The organism is Pseudoalteromonas luteoviolacea CPMOR-1, from assembly GCF_001625685.1.
Taxonomy (GTDB): domain Bacteria; phylum Pseudomonadota; class Gammaproteobacteria; order Enterobacterales; family Alteromonadaceae; genus Pseudoalteromonas; species Pseudoalteromonas luteoviolacea_K.
Genome location: NZ_AUYC01000022.1, coordinates 162,315 through 180,135 on the forward strand (window position 1 = coordinate 162,315; position 17,821 = coordinate 180,135).

The window sequence follows — 17,821 nt, forward strand, 5'->3', positions numbered from 1 at the left end:
AACTAGGTAATTAGTAGTAAAGTAGCGAGCCCACACAGCAAAGTTAGTGATGTTCAACGCGTTTGGGCTGTTTCGAAAGGAGCAAAAGTGGTATGTTGTGCGCGTTTAAATATTACGTAGGATAAACAATGGCTAATAAGTGGATGCTAGCCATCGTTAGCGCTTCTTTATTGACACTGCTGAGTGGATGTGAAGAACCGTTGACATTGGCAAAGGTGTGTGAGGAAACCCCTGGTTTTTGCAATGATTTAAATAAAGACAGTCATTGTAAAGAGGAAAGAGCATCTGTGATCATCGGTCGTTATGTTGAGTACAAAGACCCAACAGACGAAAATAAATACCAACTCCTTAAACAATTCGAAGCATATAATGAATGCGTATCACTTGCGGCAAAAATTGAGCATATCAAGCTAAAAGAGAAAACCACTTCTCGCGTTGAAGGTCACCTCACCAGCTTGAAAGAAATGAATCGAATTTATCAAGATACGAAACAAACTTCGCATCCGGGTTTGCTCTACTATCATTGGTCACGAAATAACAGCCAATTTGCAATGAACAAATTGCTGCGCCAAGAAGATGAGCCTTATGTACGTCAAAGCCAAGAAATACAAATGTTTTTGGCAACCTACTATGCAAAGTTTGACGATGACAAAACCATCGACTTCCTGTACCGCGTACTAGAACTTAATCAGGCTGGTCAAACACCTGATTTAGAGGTGTACAAGGCTCTGGTAAGTATTTTTTACAAACAAAAAAAATACAAACACGCATATACTTTTGCAAGAATTGCTCAACTATCAGGTTTTAAAGAAATTGACATCATCGATATAGAGCACGAGCTCACATCGCGTGGCAGAAGTATCGGCGTATTAAATCAACTAGCACTTAAGACCCGTGAGGAGATAGAAACGGGTAAATTTTTATCTCCTCGTGGTTAACAAAATAGGTTAAGCTTTTTTATTAAGCTCTTCAGTAACCTGTGCAAGGCCTACTTGAGAAATGCGCGAAACAATCTCTTTTTGTTTCGCGCTAAGTAAAGATATTCCCTCAGCGACAAGGTCATAGACTTTCCAACTACCGTCTTTTCCTTTGCGAAACTTAAAATGTAAGTCAATATCTGGACCTGAAGTTTCTTTAATCACTGCCTTGACCGTAGCGTACTTACTGTCTGTGGGAGCTGGCGCTTTCTCAAACACCACTTCTTGCCCTTTATACTGCATTAATGCACTTGCATAAGTTACTTCTAGATAATGAGTTACAGCATCAATGAACTTAATCGCTTCTTGGCGTTTAAGTCCTTTAATATGTTTTCCAAGTAACTTTCTCGATACAAAACGCGTATCAATATGTGGCATTAATCGTACTTTAACAATACTTCGCATTTCCTTGGATGTTGCTTTGCCTCCTGCATTGACTTTTTTTATGTCCGCAAAGAGCCCTTCACCCACTTGATTGATGAGTTGATATGGAGTCTCATTGGCCATAGCCATCGTTGAGCAAACAAGTAAAAATAAAAAGCTGATGACTTTTTTCAATTTTAATTCCTCAAAAAATATTTACGCCTCACACGGCTCAAATGCGAAGGCGGATTTAACGATAACAAAACAGGTGTATAGACCTGAGTAAACTAAGGCATATATTACGGTTTAATGATCGCAAAAGTTGTCAAAAATTGTATGGGATTTTACAGAATGATACATTCTCCCAAACAGAATGGACCGCACCGCTGGTAAATCACATTCATCGTTGTGGTAATAAATACCAAAACTCAATGTTATTACGTAGTAGTGGATTGATTTAGTTCACAAAATAAATTTATACCGCGACTAATAAAACACGTTAATTGCCTGTATTTTAGTGACAACTCAAAGTGAAAAAGCCTGACATTATAGGAGATTAAACCTTAATACTTCCTTAACGCGGTGTGCACTAAGCCATTGCTTGATATCCAGCGCTTTATCTCACCAAGTGCAAGCGGTTCACTGATGTTATAACCCTGAATATATTTGCAGCCTTGCTGTGCTAGATAGTGTGTGGTCTCGTCATTTTCAACCCCTTCAGCCACGACCGAACAGCCAAGTCGCTTAGCAAGAAACAGGGTTGTTTCTATAATTGCACGGTCTTTGTCTTCCAAAAGGCACTGAGTGACAAAGGATTTGTCTATTTTGATTTGCGATATAGGTAGCTCTTTCAGTATAGAAAAAGACGAAAAGCCAGTGCCAAAATCATCTATGCTAACAGAAAATCCCATTTCGATTAGTTGCTCTATCAACGTTTTAGTTTGTTCGACATCCGTCATTACCATACTTTCAGTGAGCTCAAATATGATGCGACTTGGGTCTACTTTTTTACTGCTAATTTGACTATTTAATACATTGATAAGGTTTTTACCCAATAAATCTTGGCAAGATAAATTGATGTGTACCGTCAATTTACTATTGAGTTTCAATAGCATCTCTAAATCACTGAAAACAGTATTAATAACGTAGGCACTTAAGTACTTTATCATGTTGTTTTTTTCTGCAATGGGAATGAAACGTTCTGGCATGATATAACTGCCATCGTCTGACGGCCATCTGACCAACGCCTCTACCCCATGGATCATAGAACTCTGCGCATCCACTATTGGCTGATAAAACACCATTAAATCGCCTCGTGCCAAAGCGCCTTTAAAGTCATTCAGCATGTGAAATTCAGATACAACCCCTTGATGTAAGGTTTTATCAAAAAGCACTAAACTCTGTTTACTTCTTTTGGCTGCATACATTGCAATATCGGCACGCTTAAGCAGCTCAGGCGCAGAAATATCTTCACTGGGTTTGCTGAGGATAGCGCCGGAGCTATATATGACATCAACCGCTGTTTGTTCTACCACTAACCCATTGTGTAGCGCACTCAAAATGGCATTATTTTGTGCGAACAATGCTGATTCATTACGGGCTTCACTGACCACAGCAAACTCATCTCCCCCAATACGAAACAGCTCACTGCCCGGTAGCAAACTGTTGGATATCGCACCCGAAAAAGCAACCAAAAGCTGATCACCAAAAAAGTGCCCCATTGCATCGTTGATTTGTTTCAAGTTATTAAGATCAAATATAACAACGGCAAAGTCTGCTTTTTGCTGTTTTCTTTGTTCAATAGAAGCAAAACACTGTGGACGATTTTGTAATTTAGTTAGATGATCATGCTGCGCATTATATTTCTCCAAATCCAGAGCAGCCTGTAATCTGACCAGACTGGTTTTCCCCAAGTCCACAACAACGATGACAAATAAACCGCCCAAGGCTAGGATGAGAGAAAAAGCCATCACGACTTGTGAGCTATCAACACTTAAATAAACATATGCAGCAAAACTTGCGTATCCAAAGGTAAATATGCATATCAACGAAAGGAGCAACCACCAGCCTTTCGATTGCGCTATGCCACATATCTCTACAGCAGGCTTGATTGATAGCAGTAAAAAAATTAACCCCATCAAAATTAAGCAAAGACTCAAAGTTTCCAAAAGCGCAGCCTGTTAACGAAACTTGCCTTTATTATAGTTTATTATTTTCACTCTGCTTGGCATGCCAATCCAATTTAGATACATATTCATGCCCCATGCTTTAGACGCATATACAGCCGATCTTTGAGCGTAAAACATCGGATCTTTAGCTCTTTTAGTTTTGCTTCACACATTGGCCCATTACTTTTTTCGCATGCCGTTATTTGTTGCTCAAGTGCGTGATAATCCTCTGAAAGCTGAGCAAACTCCTCATCTGTCAATATCAACTCATCTATTTTGGACTTAAACTCGGGTAGCTCTTTCACTAAACTACAACGCTCTATACACATAATCGACCCCTATTGCCTAAACGTAAAAGAGAAAGCTGCTGACAATCCCTCTTCATTGATTTTGGAATCACGCGCTATTTTGGTCTAACCACACCTTAGTCTGATGATCCATTCGCTGATTATCGCCCTATGCCACATCACAAATACTAAGCTCAAATACGGCTTCAGCCTTGATCTACCGCAAGTTAAATACCACTTAATGCCCTGAAACATAATCGCTAAGAACTATTTTTCGCTTTCTCTAAACCCCAGTTTCAAACAAGGTTGCCCTGAGCGTTTATTTTAACTAGCCGCTTGGGCGCAATTGTTGTAAAATACGCGCGTTTCTAAGCAAATCTATACTGTTATTTTGAGGAAAACCTGTGAGCGAACAAAAACAGTCTCTGAGCTACAAAGACGCAGGCGTTGATATTGATGCGGGTAACGCATTAGTAGAGCGCATTAAAGGCGTAGTGAAAAAAACACGTCGTCCAGAAGTGATGGGCGGTATCGGTGGTTTTGGCGCACTATGTGAACTTCCAACAGGTTACAAAGAGCCTGTCTTGGTTGCTGGTACTGACGGTGTGGGCACTAAACTTCGTTTAGCCATTGACCTGAAAAAACACGACACGGTAGGTATCGATCTTGTCGCTATGTGTGTAAACGACCTAATCGTACAAGGCGCAGAGCCGCTTTTCTTCCTAGACTATTATGCTACTGGCAAACTAGACGTTGATACAGCAGCGGATGTAGTAAGCGGTATTGGTAAAGGCTGTGAACTTTCTGGCTGTGCACTTATCGGTGGTGAGACAGCTGAAATGCCAGGCATGTACGAAGGCGATGATTACGACATGGCAGGCTTTTGTACTGGTGTTGTTGAAAAGTCGAAAATTATCGACGGTACTAAAGTAAAAGCAGGCGATCAGCTTATCGCACTTGCTTCAAGCGGACCTCATTCCAACGGCTACTCATTAATTCGCAAAGTGTTAGAAGTCTCTGGCGCGGATACTAATGAAGAATATGCGGGTAAACCCCTAGGCGAACATTTACTTGAGCCTACTCGCATTTACGTTAAGCCTATTCTTGAATTACTAAAAGATGTTGATGTACATGCACTATCACATATCACTGGTGGTGGTTTCTGGGAAAATATCCCTCGCGTACTTCCTGAATCAGCAAAAGCGGTTGTAAAAGGTGATAGCTGGGAGTGGCCTGCAATTTTCAACTGGCTTCAAGAAAATGGCAACATCAGCACACATGAAATGTACCGTACATTCAACTGTGGTGTAGGTATGATCTTAGTTGTTCCAGCTGATAAGCTAACGCAAAGCTTAGAAATTTTAACCGCTCAAGGCGAAAACGCTTGGCACATTGGTGAAATCCAAGATGCAGTGGAAGGTGAAGAGCAGGTTGAAATCGTAGGCGGTGCCCAGTAATGGCACCCTCTCGGATCGTTGTTTTGATCTCTGGCAGTGGCTCTAATTTACAAGCAATTATTGACCATTGCCAATCTGGTGATATCAATGGCGAAATCGTCAATGTCATCAGCAATAAAGCGGACGCTTTTGGTCTTGTTCGAGCTGAGCAAGCAGGGATCAATACACATGTTTTAAGTCACAAAGACTTTGATAGTCGAGAGGCTTATGACGAGCAACTAGCAAAATTAATTGACTCTTGTAATCCAGATTTAGTTGTATTGGCTGGATTTATGCGTATTCTAACTCCTGACTTAGTGCAAAAATTTAAAGGGAAAATGTTGAACATTCATCCATCTTTGTTGCCTAAGTATCAAGGGCTGAACACCCACCAAAGAGCAATTGACGCAAATGATGCGTACCATGGCGCTAGTGTTCACTTCGTAACAGAAGAACTAGACGGTGGTCCTGTGATTGTCCAAGCAAAAGTTGCTATTTTGCCAGAGGACACAGCAGAGACACTAGCGAAGCGGGTGCATGAACAAGAACATGTCATTTATCCTTTGGTGGTCAAGTGGTTCAGTGAACACAGACTAACAATGGAAGCAGACTATGCAGTTTTTGATAAACAACCCCTTCCAACGCAAGGCGTCGATTACAGCTAAAATTAAAATCCACAGCGCTTTGCTCTTTGGCTTAAGCGCTGTTTTCTCTTCTTCCCTTCATGCTTCTACGCTCACCGAATATACAGCCGAGTACAATGTACTTAGAAAAGGGAAAATTCATGGCACCGCAACCAGAGAGTTTCTACAAGTTGCAGAGAATACTTACGCACTGAGCTATGAGACTGATGTGAAGTGGATGATCTTCACAGAAAAACGCACTGAACAAAGCCTGTTTAAATTTGAAGATGGGCAAACAAAACCACTGCACTATATCTTAAACCGAGAAGGCACAAGACCAGATAAAAGCTTTAAGATTAAGTTCGATAGAGAAAACAAACAGTTATTTTCCAAAGCCCAAGAATACCCGTTAAAAGTAGATTGGGATGAATCCCGACAAGATGTACTTTCTTACCAAAACCAACTGAGAACCGAGCTTAAACAAGGTAAAACACAATTTAGTTATCCCATCATCGACAAAAATGGAAATGTACGCATGTACAATTTTAAAGTCGTTGGGGAAGAAACCATAACCTTGCCAATTGGTAATGTCAAAACGGTCAAAGTCAAACGCCTGTACGATAATAATAAACGCCATGCACTTGCTTGGTTTGCACCAGAATATGATTACATGCTGGTGCAAATGCTCAAAGGCAAAGATGGTGTTGAGCAGTTTCAAATTCAAATGACTGCCCAAACAGTCAAAAAATAAATAAAAACAGGTGCATAAGCACCTGTTTTACATCTTTTCTCCGAGCTTAAATAGCACCGATTCACCCGGCTCCATCTTGGTCCATTGCTCATCGTTGGTCAATGGACGAGTCGCTATCACAGAAACGATGTCATTAGGTGTCGTTTCTTTTTGAAAGTCCACCACCATATCAGCATCAATCAAGGTCGCTTTGCCAAACGGTGCTCTGCGCGTTATCCAATGCAAATTATTACTGCAATATGCCAGTACAAACACGCCGTCAGTCAACAGCATATTAAATACGCCTTTTTCTCTAAGCTGATCGGCTAATTTCGCCGCATAACGAAACACCGTTGCCATATTTGATGGCTTTTTAGGGTACTTTTCTCGGATCTTATCTAGGATCCAACAAAACGCCAGTTCACTGTCCGTATTGCCTACCGGTTTATAATATTCAGGCTTCAGGTCTTTATAATTCGACAACTGACCATTATGCGCATAAGAGATCTCTCTGCCCCATAACTCTCGGGTGAAAGGGTGTGTATTTTCCAAGCACGTCCGGCCTCGGTTTCCCTGCCTGATATGACTTATCACCGACACACTCTTAATAGGATACGCTTTAACTAGCTTGGCAATTTCGGACTGGCAACTCGGCTCTGGATCTTTAAATGTCCTGCACCCTTTACCTTCATAGAAGGTGATCCCCCACCCGTCTTTATGAGGGCCTGTATTCCCCCCGCGCTCTAATAGCCCGGAAAAACTAAAACAAATATCTGTCGGCACGTTCGCTGACATGCCTAATAGCTCACACATTTTCTGGCCTTATCTAACACTATTTATGAGCTAACTTCTAACAACATGTTTGGCTGTAACACCTACTCTAGCCGCTAAATCAACTAATTGGTTGCTCTTAAATAAAAAATCAAACTGAGGTGATTATGGCTAATTTTTTACTTTGAGACAATCCGAAGCAACGCTTAATTAGCAATACCTTGGTCAGAGAAGAGCAGACCCCATACGCAGGATTAAAAAGCACCTTAGTATTGAAATTCCACTAGCTATCAAGGTTGAAAACAACACCTATTTCATAAAGAAAAAGTTCAGGCATGTAGCTTAGCTATATGCCTAAAAGAAATGGTTCAAGCGATAAAGTATATTACCCACCGCACTTGTTGAATTCTTCAGACGCTTTTTCATATACCGTACAAAAGTCTTCACTGCCATTACTCGCTTTAATTTGCTGCCCATCAAATAATGCGGTTATCACTTTAGACTCGGTAATGGTTAAGCGCTTATTGCGGCATGATTTAACAGCCATTTCTCCACACTCTGCTGCTGTGGCGGCTTCTTTAAATTTAGAGCAGCGCTGTTTGCCCTTACATTTTTTATAACTGATCTTCTCTTTCCCAGGACACGCGGTTCTGAGGTACTTTATTTCACATGTTCCGGCCTTTACCTCCACTGGCATGGCACTTAAAACCAGTGATACAGCCCCTATTGCTAAAAGTAATTTCATTTTCATCTCCTAAGTTTTAAATTGGCTCATCATCAGCCTGAGTGTTTCTGCCATTTCTGCCAGTTGCTGACTCGCCTGCTTATTTTCTTGTGCGTGATTTGAGCTGAGATTGGTGATGTCATGCATATGCTGCACGTTTTCAAATTGGCTCACAGCAGCCAAGCTCTGCTGCTCAGACGCAGCAGCTATCTGTTGGCTCATATCTTTGATTGTCTCGACACTGGTTACTATCGAACCTAACGTGCCTTGAACAGCCTCGATACCGCTCACACACGTATGCGTTTCACGCTGTGAGTTCGACATGGTATCCACAGCGCCCTTGGCACCATCTTGTAAGCCAGCAATCGCTTTCTCGATTTCTTCGGTGGCATCCTGTGAGCGGCTCGCCAGTGTTCTTACTTCATCTGCTACAACAGCAAAACCACGCCCCTGCTCTCCCGCCCTAGCTGCCTCTATGGCCGCATTTAATGCTAATAAGTTAGTTTGCTCTGCAATGCTTCTGATCACCGCAAGGACAGTATTGATATTTTCAAGCTCATTACTGAGTTGATTAATGGCATTAGCTGAGGTCTCAATAGATGACTCTAGCCCTTTAATATTTTGTACATTCGTTACTAGCAGGCTTTCCCCTGACGCTGCCTCAGAACTTGCTTGCTGCACTTGCTCCAAAGTGCGATGTATGCTGTCGGTAACGGAGCTCACTGTCTCCTTCATCTCAGAGATAGAGCTGCTCATTGCGCTCATTTGCTCACTCTGCTGCGTTGCACTACTGCAACTTTGCTCCGCTATGATGTTGGTCTGCTCGGCAGTCGATGCCAGTAATTGAGTGTTGCTGGTAACATCTCTGAGGGTTGACGCAAGCGTGGTGATCAGCTTTTGAATATTTGTAGCAAGTTGCCCAAACTCGTCTTGTTTAAAGCCAATAAGTTGCACCGTTAAATCACCTTGTGCAGCTTGGTTTATTGAATCAATAATTGAGTGTAAGGGCTTACGCACACTGTTAATCACAAAATATGCAATCATCACAGACAATACTATCGTGACCACTGTCAGTGCAGTGGTGACTTGTTGGCTTTCTGCAATCGCATTTTCAGCCGCTTGCTGCGCCTCTTCAGTTGACCCAACAATACGCGTATTGAGCTCTTTCAGCTGTGTTTGTAGTTTGTTCGCCGTAATAGAGGCTTCTTCTATTAAAGTTTTTAAGCGTTTTTTCTCATTTAACGTCTCTATCCTTGATTTAAGTGCGTTATCTGAGCCCACAATTGCTTCTTTGAACAGGGTGAAGTTGCTCTCCATATCAGCCAGCGACTGGCTATTGGCTATATCAGGTGATTGCTTCAATGTTACTAACTGGCCTTCCATTTCCGCTATCGACTCTTTGGCGACACTGGTTACATTCATGATTTCAAACGTGATACTCGAGGCCAACCCAGCATTCACTTCGTCAACAAGCGCTTCAACATTTTCTATGAGTGCATTTACCGTATCTGATACGCTTTGGTCGTCGGATATGCCATCCAAGTCGTAAGCTAGGCTCAGTGTTTCGTCACCCATGTCTGCAAACTCGCTGGCTAATTCTGACGTTTTCTCTTTTAACTTAATTGCATTGATTGCACTACCAAATGCTTGATCTGCCCGTTGAAAAAAGAGTGCGTTTAGCTTTCTTGAATTATCAAATGGTGTGCTTAATGTAAGTTCTGATTTGGTCAGCTCAGATAACTGACTCAGCGCACTTTCATTTCTTTTTCTTTGCGTATCATACTCAGTACGAATCGCATTTACTGCACCAAGCGACGTTGCTTGATCGAGTTGTGTAAGAGACAGTCTGGATAACAAAATAGACTGCAACATATTATTGCCAGAGATCAGCGTAGGTACGCTTTGTTTGGAAACCTTCTGAACAGATCCACCGATAGTTATGTTCCCTGTCAGCGCTACTATGTAAATAATGCAAGCTAAAACTACAACTGCCGTAAACCCACTCATTACACGAGCCGAAACGGTTAATTGCATATTGTAATGGTCATTTTATGTCTACGTAATTAAACTTATAGTCAACAATCTGCATATTGGCGAGTTTGACACTAAAATTGAACGAATCTGAACAATGCCATAGTTTTCACCACATCGAATTGACGAAATCACACATTTATATGGTTCAGCACTTGCAGTTGTAGCCTTCAGCGGGTAACGTGGCGCCGATTTAAACTTTTTAAGGTATGAGATTTTGATTTCTACAGCGAATATCACACAACAATTTGGCTCTAAGCCGCTTTTTGAAAATATCTCCGTCAAATTTGGCGAAGGTAATCGCTACGGCCTGATCGGTGCAAATGGCTGTGGTAAATCAACCTTCATGAAAATTCTTAGCGGCGAGTTAGAGCCTACTGGTGGTAATGTCAGTTACGACCCACAAGAGCGAGTAGCCAAGCTTAATCAGGACCAATTTGCCTATGAAGAATACACAGTGATCGACACTGTTATCATGGGTTACAAAGAGCTTTGGGAAGTAAAACAAGAACGTGACAGAATTTACTCTCTGCCTGAAATGAGTGAAGAAGAAGGGATGATTGTTGCCGATCTTGAAGTTAAATTCGCGGAAATGGACGGCTATATGGCAGAGTCTAAAGCTGGCGAACTGCTCCTGGCTGTGGGTATCCCGACTGAACAGCACTTTGGTTTGATGAGCGAAGTCGCCCCTGGTTGGAAGCTTCGAGTGCTACTTGCACAAGTCCTATTCGCAGACCCGCATATCATGTTGCTAGACGAACCAACCAACAACTTGGACATCGACACGATCCGCTGGCTCGAGCATACTTTAAACGAGCGTAACTGCACCATGATCATCATCTCGCACGACAGACACTTCTTAAACAGTGTCTGTACACATATGGCTGACCTAGACTACGGTGAACTACGTCTTTACCCAGGTAATTACGACGAATACATGACCGCAGCCTCACAAGCAAGAGAGCGCTTACTGGCAGATAACGCGAAGAAGAAAGCACAAATTGCTGAATTACAAACTTTCGTTGCACGATTCTCTGCAAATGCTTCAAAAGCCAAACAAGCAACATCTCGTGCCAAGCAAATTGATAAAATTCAGCTAGAGCAAGTAAAGGCATCAAGTCGTCAAAACCCATTTATTCGTTTTGAACAATCTAAAGAACTATTTAGAAATGCACTTGAGATTGAAAACCTATCTCAAGGATTTGAAGAAGATTTATTCAATGGCTTTAGTGGTATTTTTGAAGTGGGTGAAAGAGTCGCCATCATTGGTGAAAACGGTGTTGGTAAAACAACATTACTAAATACATTGGCAGGTCAATTACAGCCTCGCGATGGAGCCTTTAAGTGGTCTGAAAATAGCAATATTGGTTACTATGCTCAAGATCATGCTGAAGACTTCGAAAAAGACATGGATCTGATGGAGTGGATGGGCCAATGGCGTCAAGAAGGCGATGATGAGCAAGTACTACGCAGTTTCTTAGGCCGTATGCTGTTCTCTCAAGACAGCATCAAGAAATCTGTCAAAGTTTTATCAGGTGGTGAGCAAGGCCGAATGTTGCTTGGTAAGCTTATGATGCATAAACCAAATATTCTTCTAATGGATGAGCCAACTAACCACATGGATATGGAATCCATTGAGTCATTGAACACCGCACTAGAGCAGTATAAAGGTACGCTGTTCTTCGTCTCTCATGACCGTGTATTCGTTGACTCTTTGGCAACGCGTATCCTTGAAATCAAAGACAACAAGGTGACTGACTTTAAGGGCACATATACTGAATTCTTAAAGTTCCGAGGTATTGAAGACTAACCCTTTATGCGCGACATCTTTGTCGCGCTGATCTCATGGCACTACGCTAAAACAGTAACCGTTTATTGTATGAACGAGTGATATACACAAAAAAAAGAGGCTAATGCCTCTTTTTTTCATTCATAAATATTACATGGCTTGATGTTTTTCCACCCATCGAGCAATGTCTTGCTCAACCAATGCTAAAGGGCGTGCACCTTTGAGCAAAATTTCATCATGAAAAGAGGTCATATCAAACTTATCACCTAAAGCTTGCTGCGCCTCTTTTCTCAAAGCTTCAAATTTCAACATGCCAAGCTTATACCCTAAAGCCTGACCTGGCCACGCAATATAACGATCGATGGCAGGGACCACATCACTCATTGCTGACCCTGTTGCCTCGGCAAAATACTCTATGGCCTGTTGACGCGACCACTTCTTATAATGCAAGCCAGTATCAACAACAAGCCGCGCTGCACGATACGCTTCTGCCTGTAACCTGCCTAAATCACCGAATGGGTCTCCATCATACATGCCCATTTCATATGCAAGTAGCTCAGAATAAAGGGCCCAACCCTCTATATAACCATTAAATGAAGCGTTTTGCCTCATTAAACCAATATCTGTTTGCAGCATATTCAATGCGATTTGAAAATGATGACCCGGTACAGCCTCATGATACGTAAGTGTCTTCAAGCCAAAACTTGGGACTGCTTTCATATCTTTCAAATTAATCGCAAACACACCTGGGCGACTTCCATCAAGCGAAGGACCATAATAGTAACCTCCTGGTGCACCAGCTTCCACTTCAACAGGGATACGTTTCACTTCGACTTTCTGTGGCGGTAAGGTCGAAAAGTATTGAGGCGCCTTATCATTGATGGTTTTTATTTCACCTTCGAGAAAGTCTAATAAAGCTTGTCGTCCTTCATCACTGTCTGCAAATAAAAACCTCGGTTCTTCATTGAGCTTTTTCATTCTGTCACTCACAGAACCTTTTGTATAGCCATTCGCTTTGAGGATCTCGTCCATTCTTTTGGTGATACGTGTCACCTCTGCTAGGCCAATATCATGGATCTGCTGTGCAGTCATATCCGAATCAGCTAAGTAAGTAATAGCATGTTGATAAAAGCCTTCACCATTGGGCTGTGACCAAATACCGACATTATCCGATGCTTGCTGTTCCAGCCCCTGCATCGTTACCGTGACACGCTCAAATGCCGGGTATACTCGCTGTTCAATAACCTTTACTGCAGCTCGAGCCAACTCTTCACGGGTAGCAGGATCCATGCTCTGTACATCATTCAACTTTTGTGTAAATGAAGTCACCAACACATGCTCATCTGCTTTCGGTTTTGTGTATCCCGTCAAATAAGAGAGTGTATTTGGAAAAAGCGGTTTAGGTAAAATCACACCTCGTTTTGCATCACTGAGCACTTTTTCATTAACTTGGTCCACCATAGTTGCGAATGCGGCCAATCGCGATATGTACGCTTTTGCCTGTGATTCATTGTTAACCTCATGTTGGTTTTGTAGTATGCCAGGTACATCCATCAAAGGGCCGGAGATCTGGTTCACAATATAGGGTAAATGCCCACCCCAAGTATCGATATAGCCAGCAGAAAAAACACTATCTCCAGCATAATAACGTGCAATCACCTCATTAACTTGAACATGCAAAAGATCTTTATTATTCAACCCTGCCGTCTGCAATTGATTAAGTTGCTCAGCAGCATGGGCCATATCTATTTGCATTGCCTGCATACCATCAACAGAGTAATCAGGTAAGCGGGTTGAATATTCACCATACTCTGTACTGTCAAGTTTCAAAGAAGTTGCCATCGCTGGTTGGTGATTAATAAATGCTTTTGTGTACTGTTCAACAACAACGTCAACATCTGCTCGGCTCACAGCCTCTTGAGTTTCAGCAATAGAATTACTCTTCTTATATAGCGCACTGTCTTTTGCACATCCCGTGATCGCTAACAGCACACACGCAGCCAGCATACTTACCTTTCTCATTTTAACTCCCCAGAGTGTTGTCATTTTATTCTTTAACGCAAAAGCAAACTTTCTCAAAGTATTCTGCAACGTAATCTACATAAGTTGAAGTTACATGTCACCCACTCAAATCATCACGAACGTTAATCAACGTACCTATAAGTTCATCAACATTAAACGAGTAGCTTTCTAGTTATCCTGAATCAATAGAATCACACATATTCAAAGCACAGATAAATCATTGCGCATTCCTCATTTTGAGCTGTAAACCCGCATTTTCGAATATTTAAAAATAATGAACAATTAGATGGTAATGAAAAGCTTATTCAGCATAAAAATTAAAACGCCATATAAATTTAAATCAATGTTTTAAATGCTTTTTTAAATTTAAAAAGGCCTTTTGAGATAGCGCAAGGTCATGTGCATTGACGAAGCAATACCCACTGTTATTAACGCCATTTTATGTACAATTAGTGCATGCCAATATACAAACTTTAAGTAAGGAACTACCATGAAGTTTAAAATATCAGCGCTATCATTAGGCGTACTTATCAGCTTATCAGCAGTAGCTCATACTCATACTTCCGAAACAAGCTTAACGCCAACAAGTCAGTACGACTATTCAGACAATCAGCCATGGAGCCAAATGCCACCCGCTAATTTGAGGCCGGTACAAGTCCCCCTATTTGTTTCAATTGGATTTGACGATAATGGCTCAAAAGAAGGGATGGACTGGATCAATAATTATACTCGTCACCTTCACAATGATCAGGGGACTAATAACCCGGCTACATTTGATGGTGCTCCTGTGAGATTTACGTTCTTTCATACTCCATCATATATAGTCAAAGAAGCAGGCGATGAAGTCGGGATTAAGCATGCTTGGCGTGATGCTTATGTAGACGGTCATGAAGTAGGCAATCATACTTTTAGTCACAGAGATGGAGGGCCGGATACGGGTAACTTCAGCGAACAAGAGTGGACAAAAGAGCTCAGTATCACCCAAACATGGTTGAGCAAACCTTATGACCCAACTGAAGTAACCAATGGTGCCAATAACGCAGCAGGTCCTGGTGTGCCAGCCAGTGAAATCATTGGCTTTAGAACGCCTTACCTGAATCATAACAACGCATTATTTTCAGCTCTAGTCAAAGGCAACTTTGTTTACGACACCAGTATTGAAGAAGGTTGGAACAGCCAATTTAACGGTACCAATAATGCGTGGCCTTATACTTTAAATAATGGGACGCCAACCAAGCGCGTTGGTAAACCAGATGTAGGCAGCTACCCGGGACTGTGGCAACTTCCGGCTAATGTATTTGAAAAGCCAGAAGGCGGCAAAATGGTCGGCTTTGATACCAATATGTGGGTAAGCACTAATATGAGCAAAAATGCTGTACTTGAGATGCTTAAACACAACTTACATTTAAGGCTTGAAGGAAACCGTTCTCCACTGCTGTATGGGGCGCATGCACACATCTATGCGCCAGCGTACGATCAAGGTGGCCGCGCAACAACCTATTTGGAACGTCAACAAGCCATTGAAGAGTTCATCCAATATGCGCTAAGCATCAAAGTGAATGGTCAGCCTGTTGTGCGTATTGTGCCATTTAAAGACATTATTGAGTGGATGCGTAATCCTACTCCGCTTACTGATGGCAAAGTTGTTACGGTAAAAAGCATTGGTGCAAGCCCTGTTTATATCCAAGGCAATATCTATCAAAGAGGCGATCAAGTTTACCACGACGGTAAATATTACGAGGCCAAGTGGTACGCGGATTCAATGCCAGGTTCACAAAGCCCTGATTATGACCCGTGGAAATTAATCACCAGAGATCAGGCGACAAAAGTAAGCCACCTAGGCTCTGTAACGCCGGTCGGTGATATTTATGGAGATACCTTGATTGCACCAGATAAAGCACAAACATTCTTCTTCAACGCAGCTCCCGGTGCACAAGTCAAAAGTGTAACGCTCAATGGCGTCAATTTAGGCTCAGTCGAGCAGTATACATTTAGTAACTTAACAGCCAACCAAACATTGACTGTTGAATTTAGTAAGCAGTAACCCTTCAAATATAATAGACTGCACCATCGTGCAGTCTATCTCAATTAGCCTCTTTTATCTGTATATACAGCAATGAGTACTATTGATTAAGTATATATTTTCGAACCGCTCGGTTATGTTCTTGTAAAGATTTAGAAAAGTGATGAGCGCCATTGCCTTTAGATACAAAATAAAAATAATCCGTTTGCGCTGGTTGCACTGCTGCTAATAGCGCATCATGTGATGGCATGGCTATAGGTGTGGGAGGGAACCTATCAATTCGATAAGTATTATAAGGTGTAAACTCTCTCAAGTGCGCGCGAGTAATATCTCCTTTAAAACGCGCACCTAGCCCATAAATAACGGTTGGATCAGTTTGCAGTCTCATGCCCTTATTTAAGCGATTATGAAATACCGAGGAAATGATATCTCGCTCAGCCGCTTCACCTGACTCCTTTTCAATGATCGACGCTAATATAAGCGCTTCATATTCGTTTTTCAAAGCCATATTGTCGTCACGCTTGGCCCATGTTTCTGCGAGGACTCGCTTCATTTTTTGATGTGAGCGAGCAATCAGTGCTGACGCCCGCGTACCGCCTTCGTAATGGTACGTGTCAGGGTACAACCACCCTTCTGGATGATTATTATCATACTGTGTAAAGTTGGAACCATCTCCATCGGCAATATCAAATACTAAAAAGGCACTGCTTCTGAGGTTTTCAAGTACTGTGTTATAAGTATCACCTTCAATGATCGTAAAAGTAAAATCGGCTATATCGCCGTTATTTAATTTTTCAATCGCGGATAGCACTGGTAATCCGTTCACGTTATATACACCCGCTTTTAACGTAAACTTTTGTGGGTATAATTTACTGTATAATTTATAAGGCAAACAACTTGTCAATGCCTGCTGTGACTGCCATTTTGCGCATAAACGCGTAAACGTTTCTCCCTGTGGGATCTCTATATATTTTTGGGGTAACTGAAGCGTTTCATTTCGTATAGGCTCAAAAAAGTGATACGTACCATAGCATATAGCCACAAAAATAATGACAACGCCCAAAAATAACACTCTGATCATAAAGAATTTTCTATTCTAGCCTTCAACTCAAGTGCAGTTTGCAGGTTAAATGTTTTTTTGTCTATTGATTTTACTGGTACTAGTCCCATCAAACTATTACACATAAATACCGCATCCGCGTCCTGCAAATCTGCCAGAGTAAGCGCCTGCGCTGAAATATTATGGTGATCTGATAACAGGCTCAAATACACACCTTTAATCCCACAAAGCGCTAAACTTGGCGTCACTAATTGTTGATCTTTAAAAGCAATGATATTGCTTGCTGAGCATTCTATAACATTGTCATTCAAATCGAGTACGAGAACATCATCACCACTACGGCGACTAGCGTCTTCTTTAATTAACACTTGCTCCAAACGATTAAGCGTTTTTAAACCGGCAAACAAAGGCTGGTGGCCCAATTTCACGCCACTGACAGACAAAGATACACCCTGTGATTGCCAATGCTGATAATGCAGGGGGAAATCACTCATAGTAATTATGATAGAAGGCTCTGACCGATCAGGTAAACCATAGCCTCTGCCACCTTCACCTCTGGTAATTAAAAGCTTCAAAACACCTAACTGGCAGCCTTGTGCAGCTTTTTGACACGCGTCAAACAGTTCTGCCTCTTCAAGCGGCGGAAAACGCAATACCTGCTGACATTGCCTCAATCGTTCAAGATGATACTGCCATAGTTGTAGCTGGGCATGTTTAACCTGGATAGTGGTAAAAAACCCATCCCCATAATTTAAACCGCGGTCGCGATGACTAATTTCCATATAACCCCTCAAACAAAAAAGCCTGGCTATGCCAG

At 41.8% G+C, this 17,821-nt stretch carries 15 protein-coding genes; 6 read left to right on the plus strand and 9 right to left on the minus strand.

Features of this window, described 5'->3' with window-relative positions; genetic code table 11:
* Nucleotides 1–128 precede the first annotated feature (128 nt).
* Nucleotides 129–938, plus strand: a complete 810-nt coding sequence (locus N473_RS09620) for a DUF2989 domain-containing protein (RefSeq protein ID WP_063367723.1) — start codon at nucleotides 129–131, stop codon at nucleotides 936–938.
* 9 nt (nucleotides 939–947) lie between these two features.
* Here N473_RS09620 and N473_RS09625 read toward each other — a convergent pair whose 3' ends face one another.
* The 3 genes from N473_RS09625 to N473_RS09635 all read right to left on the minus strand — a co-directional run bounded on the left by N473_RS09625 (nucleotide 948) and on the right by N473_RS09635 (nucleotide 3,837).
* Nucleotides 948–1,490, minus strand: a complete 543-nt coding sequence (locus N473_RS09625; RefSeq protein WP_196766387.1) for an ABC transporter substrate-binding protein — start codon at nucleotides 1,488–1,490, stop codon at nucleotides 948–950.
* Between the two features lie 413 nt (nucleotides 1,491–1,903).
* Entirely contained in the window at nucleotides 1,904–3,478 is a 1,575-nt protein-coding gene (locus N473_RS09630; RefSeq protein WP_231099551.1) for a putative bifunctional diguanylate cyclase/phosphodiesterase, read from the minus strand.
* A gap of 116 nt (nucleotides 3,479–3,594) precedes the next feature.
* A complete protein-coding gene (locus N473_RS09635) occupies nucleotides 3,595–3,837 on the minus strand; it encodes a YdcH family protein (RefSeq protein ID WP_063367725.1) in 243 nt (80 codons plus the stop codon).
* Between the two features lie 362 nt (nucleotides 3,838–4,199).
* Between N473_RS09635 and purM the strand changes: the two genes are divergently transcribed.
* Genes purM through N473_RS09650 form a run of 3 tightly spaced genes read left to right on the plus strand, consistent with a single transcriptional unit; the run spans nucleotide 4,200 to nucleotide 6,605 of the window.
* Nucleotides 4,200–5,252 carry a phosphoribosylformylglycinamidine cyclo-ligase gene (purM, locus tag N473_RS09640; protein ID WP_039607848.1) on the plus strand — a complete coding sequence of 351 codons (1,053 nt, stop codon included), beginning with the start codon at nucleotides 4,200–4,202 and terminating at the stop codon, nucleotides 5,250–5,252.
* On the plus strand, nucleotides 5,252–5,896 hold the full coding sequence (gene purN / locus N473_RS09645) for a phosphoribosylglycinamide formyltransferase (protein WP_063362210.1): 645 nt from the start codon (nucleotides 5,252–5,254) through the stop codon (nucleotides 5,894–5,896). The genes purM and purN overlap by 1 nt, the downstream gene beginning before the upstream one ends.
* Nucleotides 5,844–6,605, plus strand: coding sequence for a DUF3108 domain-containing protein (locus N473_RS09650; protein ID WP_196766385.1), 762 nt, complete (start codon nucleotides 5,844–5,846; stop codon nucleotides 6,603–6,605). Before purN ends, N473_RS09650 begins: the two co-directional genes overlap by 53 nt.
* Before the next feature lie 27 nt (nucleotides 6,606–6,632).
* Here N473_RS09650 and N473_RS09655 read toward each other — a convergent pair whose 3' ends face one another.
* The 3 genes from N473_RS09655 to N473_RS09665 all read right to left on the minus strand — a co-directional run bounded on the left by N473_RS09655 (nucleotide 6,633) and on the right by N473_RS09665 (nucleotide 9,951).
* Nucleotides 6,633–7,397, minus strand: a complete 765-nt coding sequence (locus tag N473_RS09655) for a class II glutamine amidotransferase (RefSeq protein WP_063367726.1) — start codon at nucleotides 7,395–7,397, stop codon at nucleotides 6,633–6,635.
* A gap of 343 nt (nucleotides 7,398–7,740) precedes the next feature.
* Entirely contained in the window at nucleotides 7,741–8,100 is a 360-nt protein-coding gene (locus N473_RS09660) for a hypothetical protein (protein WP_063367727.1), read from the minus strand.
* Between the two features lie 9 nt (nucleotides 8,101–8,109).
* Nucleotides 8,110–9,951 (minus strand): methyl-accepting chemotaxis protein, encoded by a 1,842-nt coding sequence (locus N473_RS09665; protein WP_196766386.1) that lies wholly within the window; start codon nucleotides 9,949–9,951, stop codon nucleotides 8,110–8,112.
* Between the two features lie 376 nt (nucleotides 9,952–10,327).
* Here N473_RS09665 and N473_RS09670 point away from each other — a divergent pair, with 376 nt between their 5' ends.
* A complete protein-coding gene (locus tag N473_RS09670) occupies nucleotides 10,328–11,920 on the plus strand; it encodes an ABC-F family ATPase (protein WP_063367729.1) in 1,593 nt (530 codons plus the stop codon).
* Nucleotides 11,921–12,049: 129 nt separating this feature from the next.
* On the opposite strand, the gene N473_RS09675 is transcribed toward N473_RS09670, so the two are convergent.
* Nucleotides 12,050–13,921: a DUF885 domain-containing protein gene (locus N473_RS09675; protein ID WP_063367743.1), complete on the minus strand. Its 1,872-nt coding sequence runs from the start codon at nucleotides 13,919–13,921 to the stop codon at nucleotides 12,050–12,052.
* A gap of 490 nt (nucleotides 13,922–14,411) precedes the next feature.
* Here N473_RS09675 and N473_RS09680 point away from each other — a divergent pair, with 490 nt between their 5' ends.
* Nucleotides 14,412–15,965, plus strand: a complete 1,554-nt coding sequence (locus N473_RS09680; RefSeq protein WP_063367730.1) for a polysaccharide deacetylase family protein — start codon at nucleotides 14,412–14,414, stop codon at nucleotides 15,963–15,965.
* Nucleotides 15,966–16,044: 79 nt separating this feature from the next.
* Here N473_RS09680 and mltG read toward each other — a convergent pair whose 3' ends face one another.
* Entirely contained in the window at nucleotides 16,045–17,025 is a 981-nt protein-coding gene (mltG, locus tag N473_RS09685) for an endolytic transglycosylase MltG (protein WP_063367731.1), read from the minus strand.
* On the minus strand, nucleotides 17,022–17,786 hold the full coding sequence (gene pabC, locus N473_RS09690; protein ID WP_063367732.1) for an aminodeoxychorismate lyase: 765 nt from the start codon (nucleotides 17,784–17,786) through the stop codon (nucleotides 17,022–17,024). Before pabC ends, mltG begins: the two co-directional genes overlap by 4 nt.
* Nucleotides 17,787–17,821 lie beyond the last annotated feature (35 nt).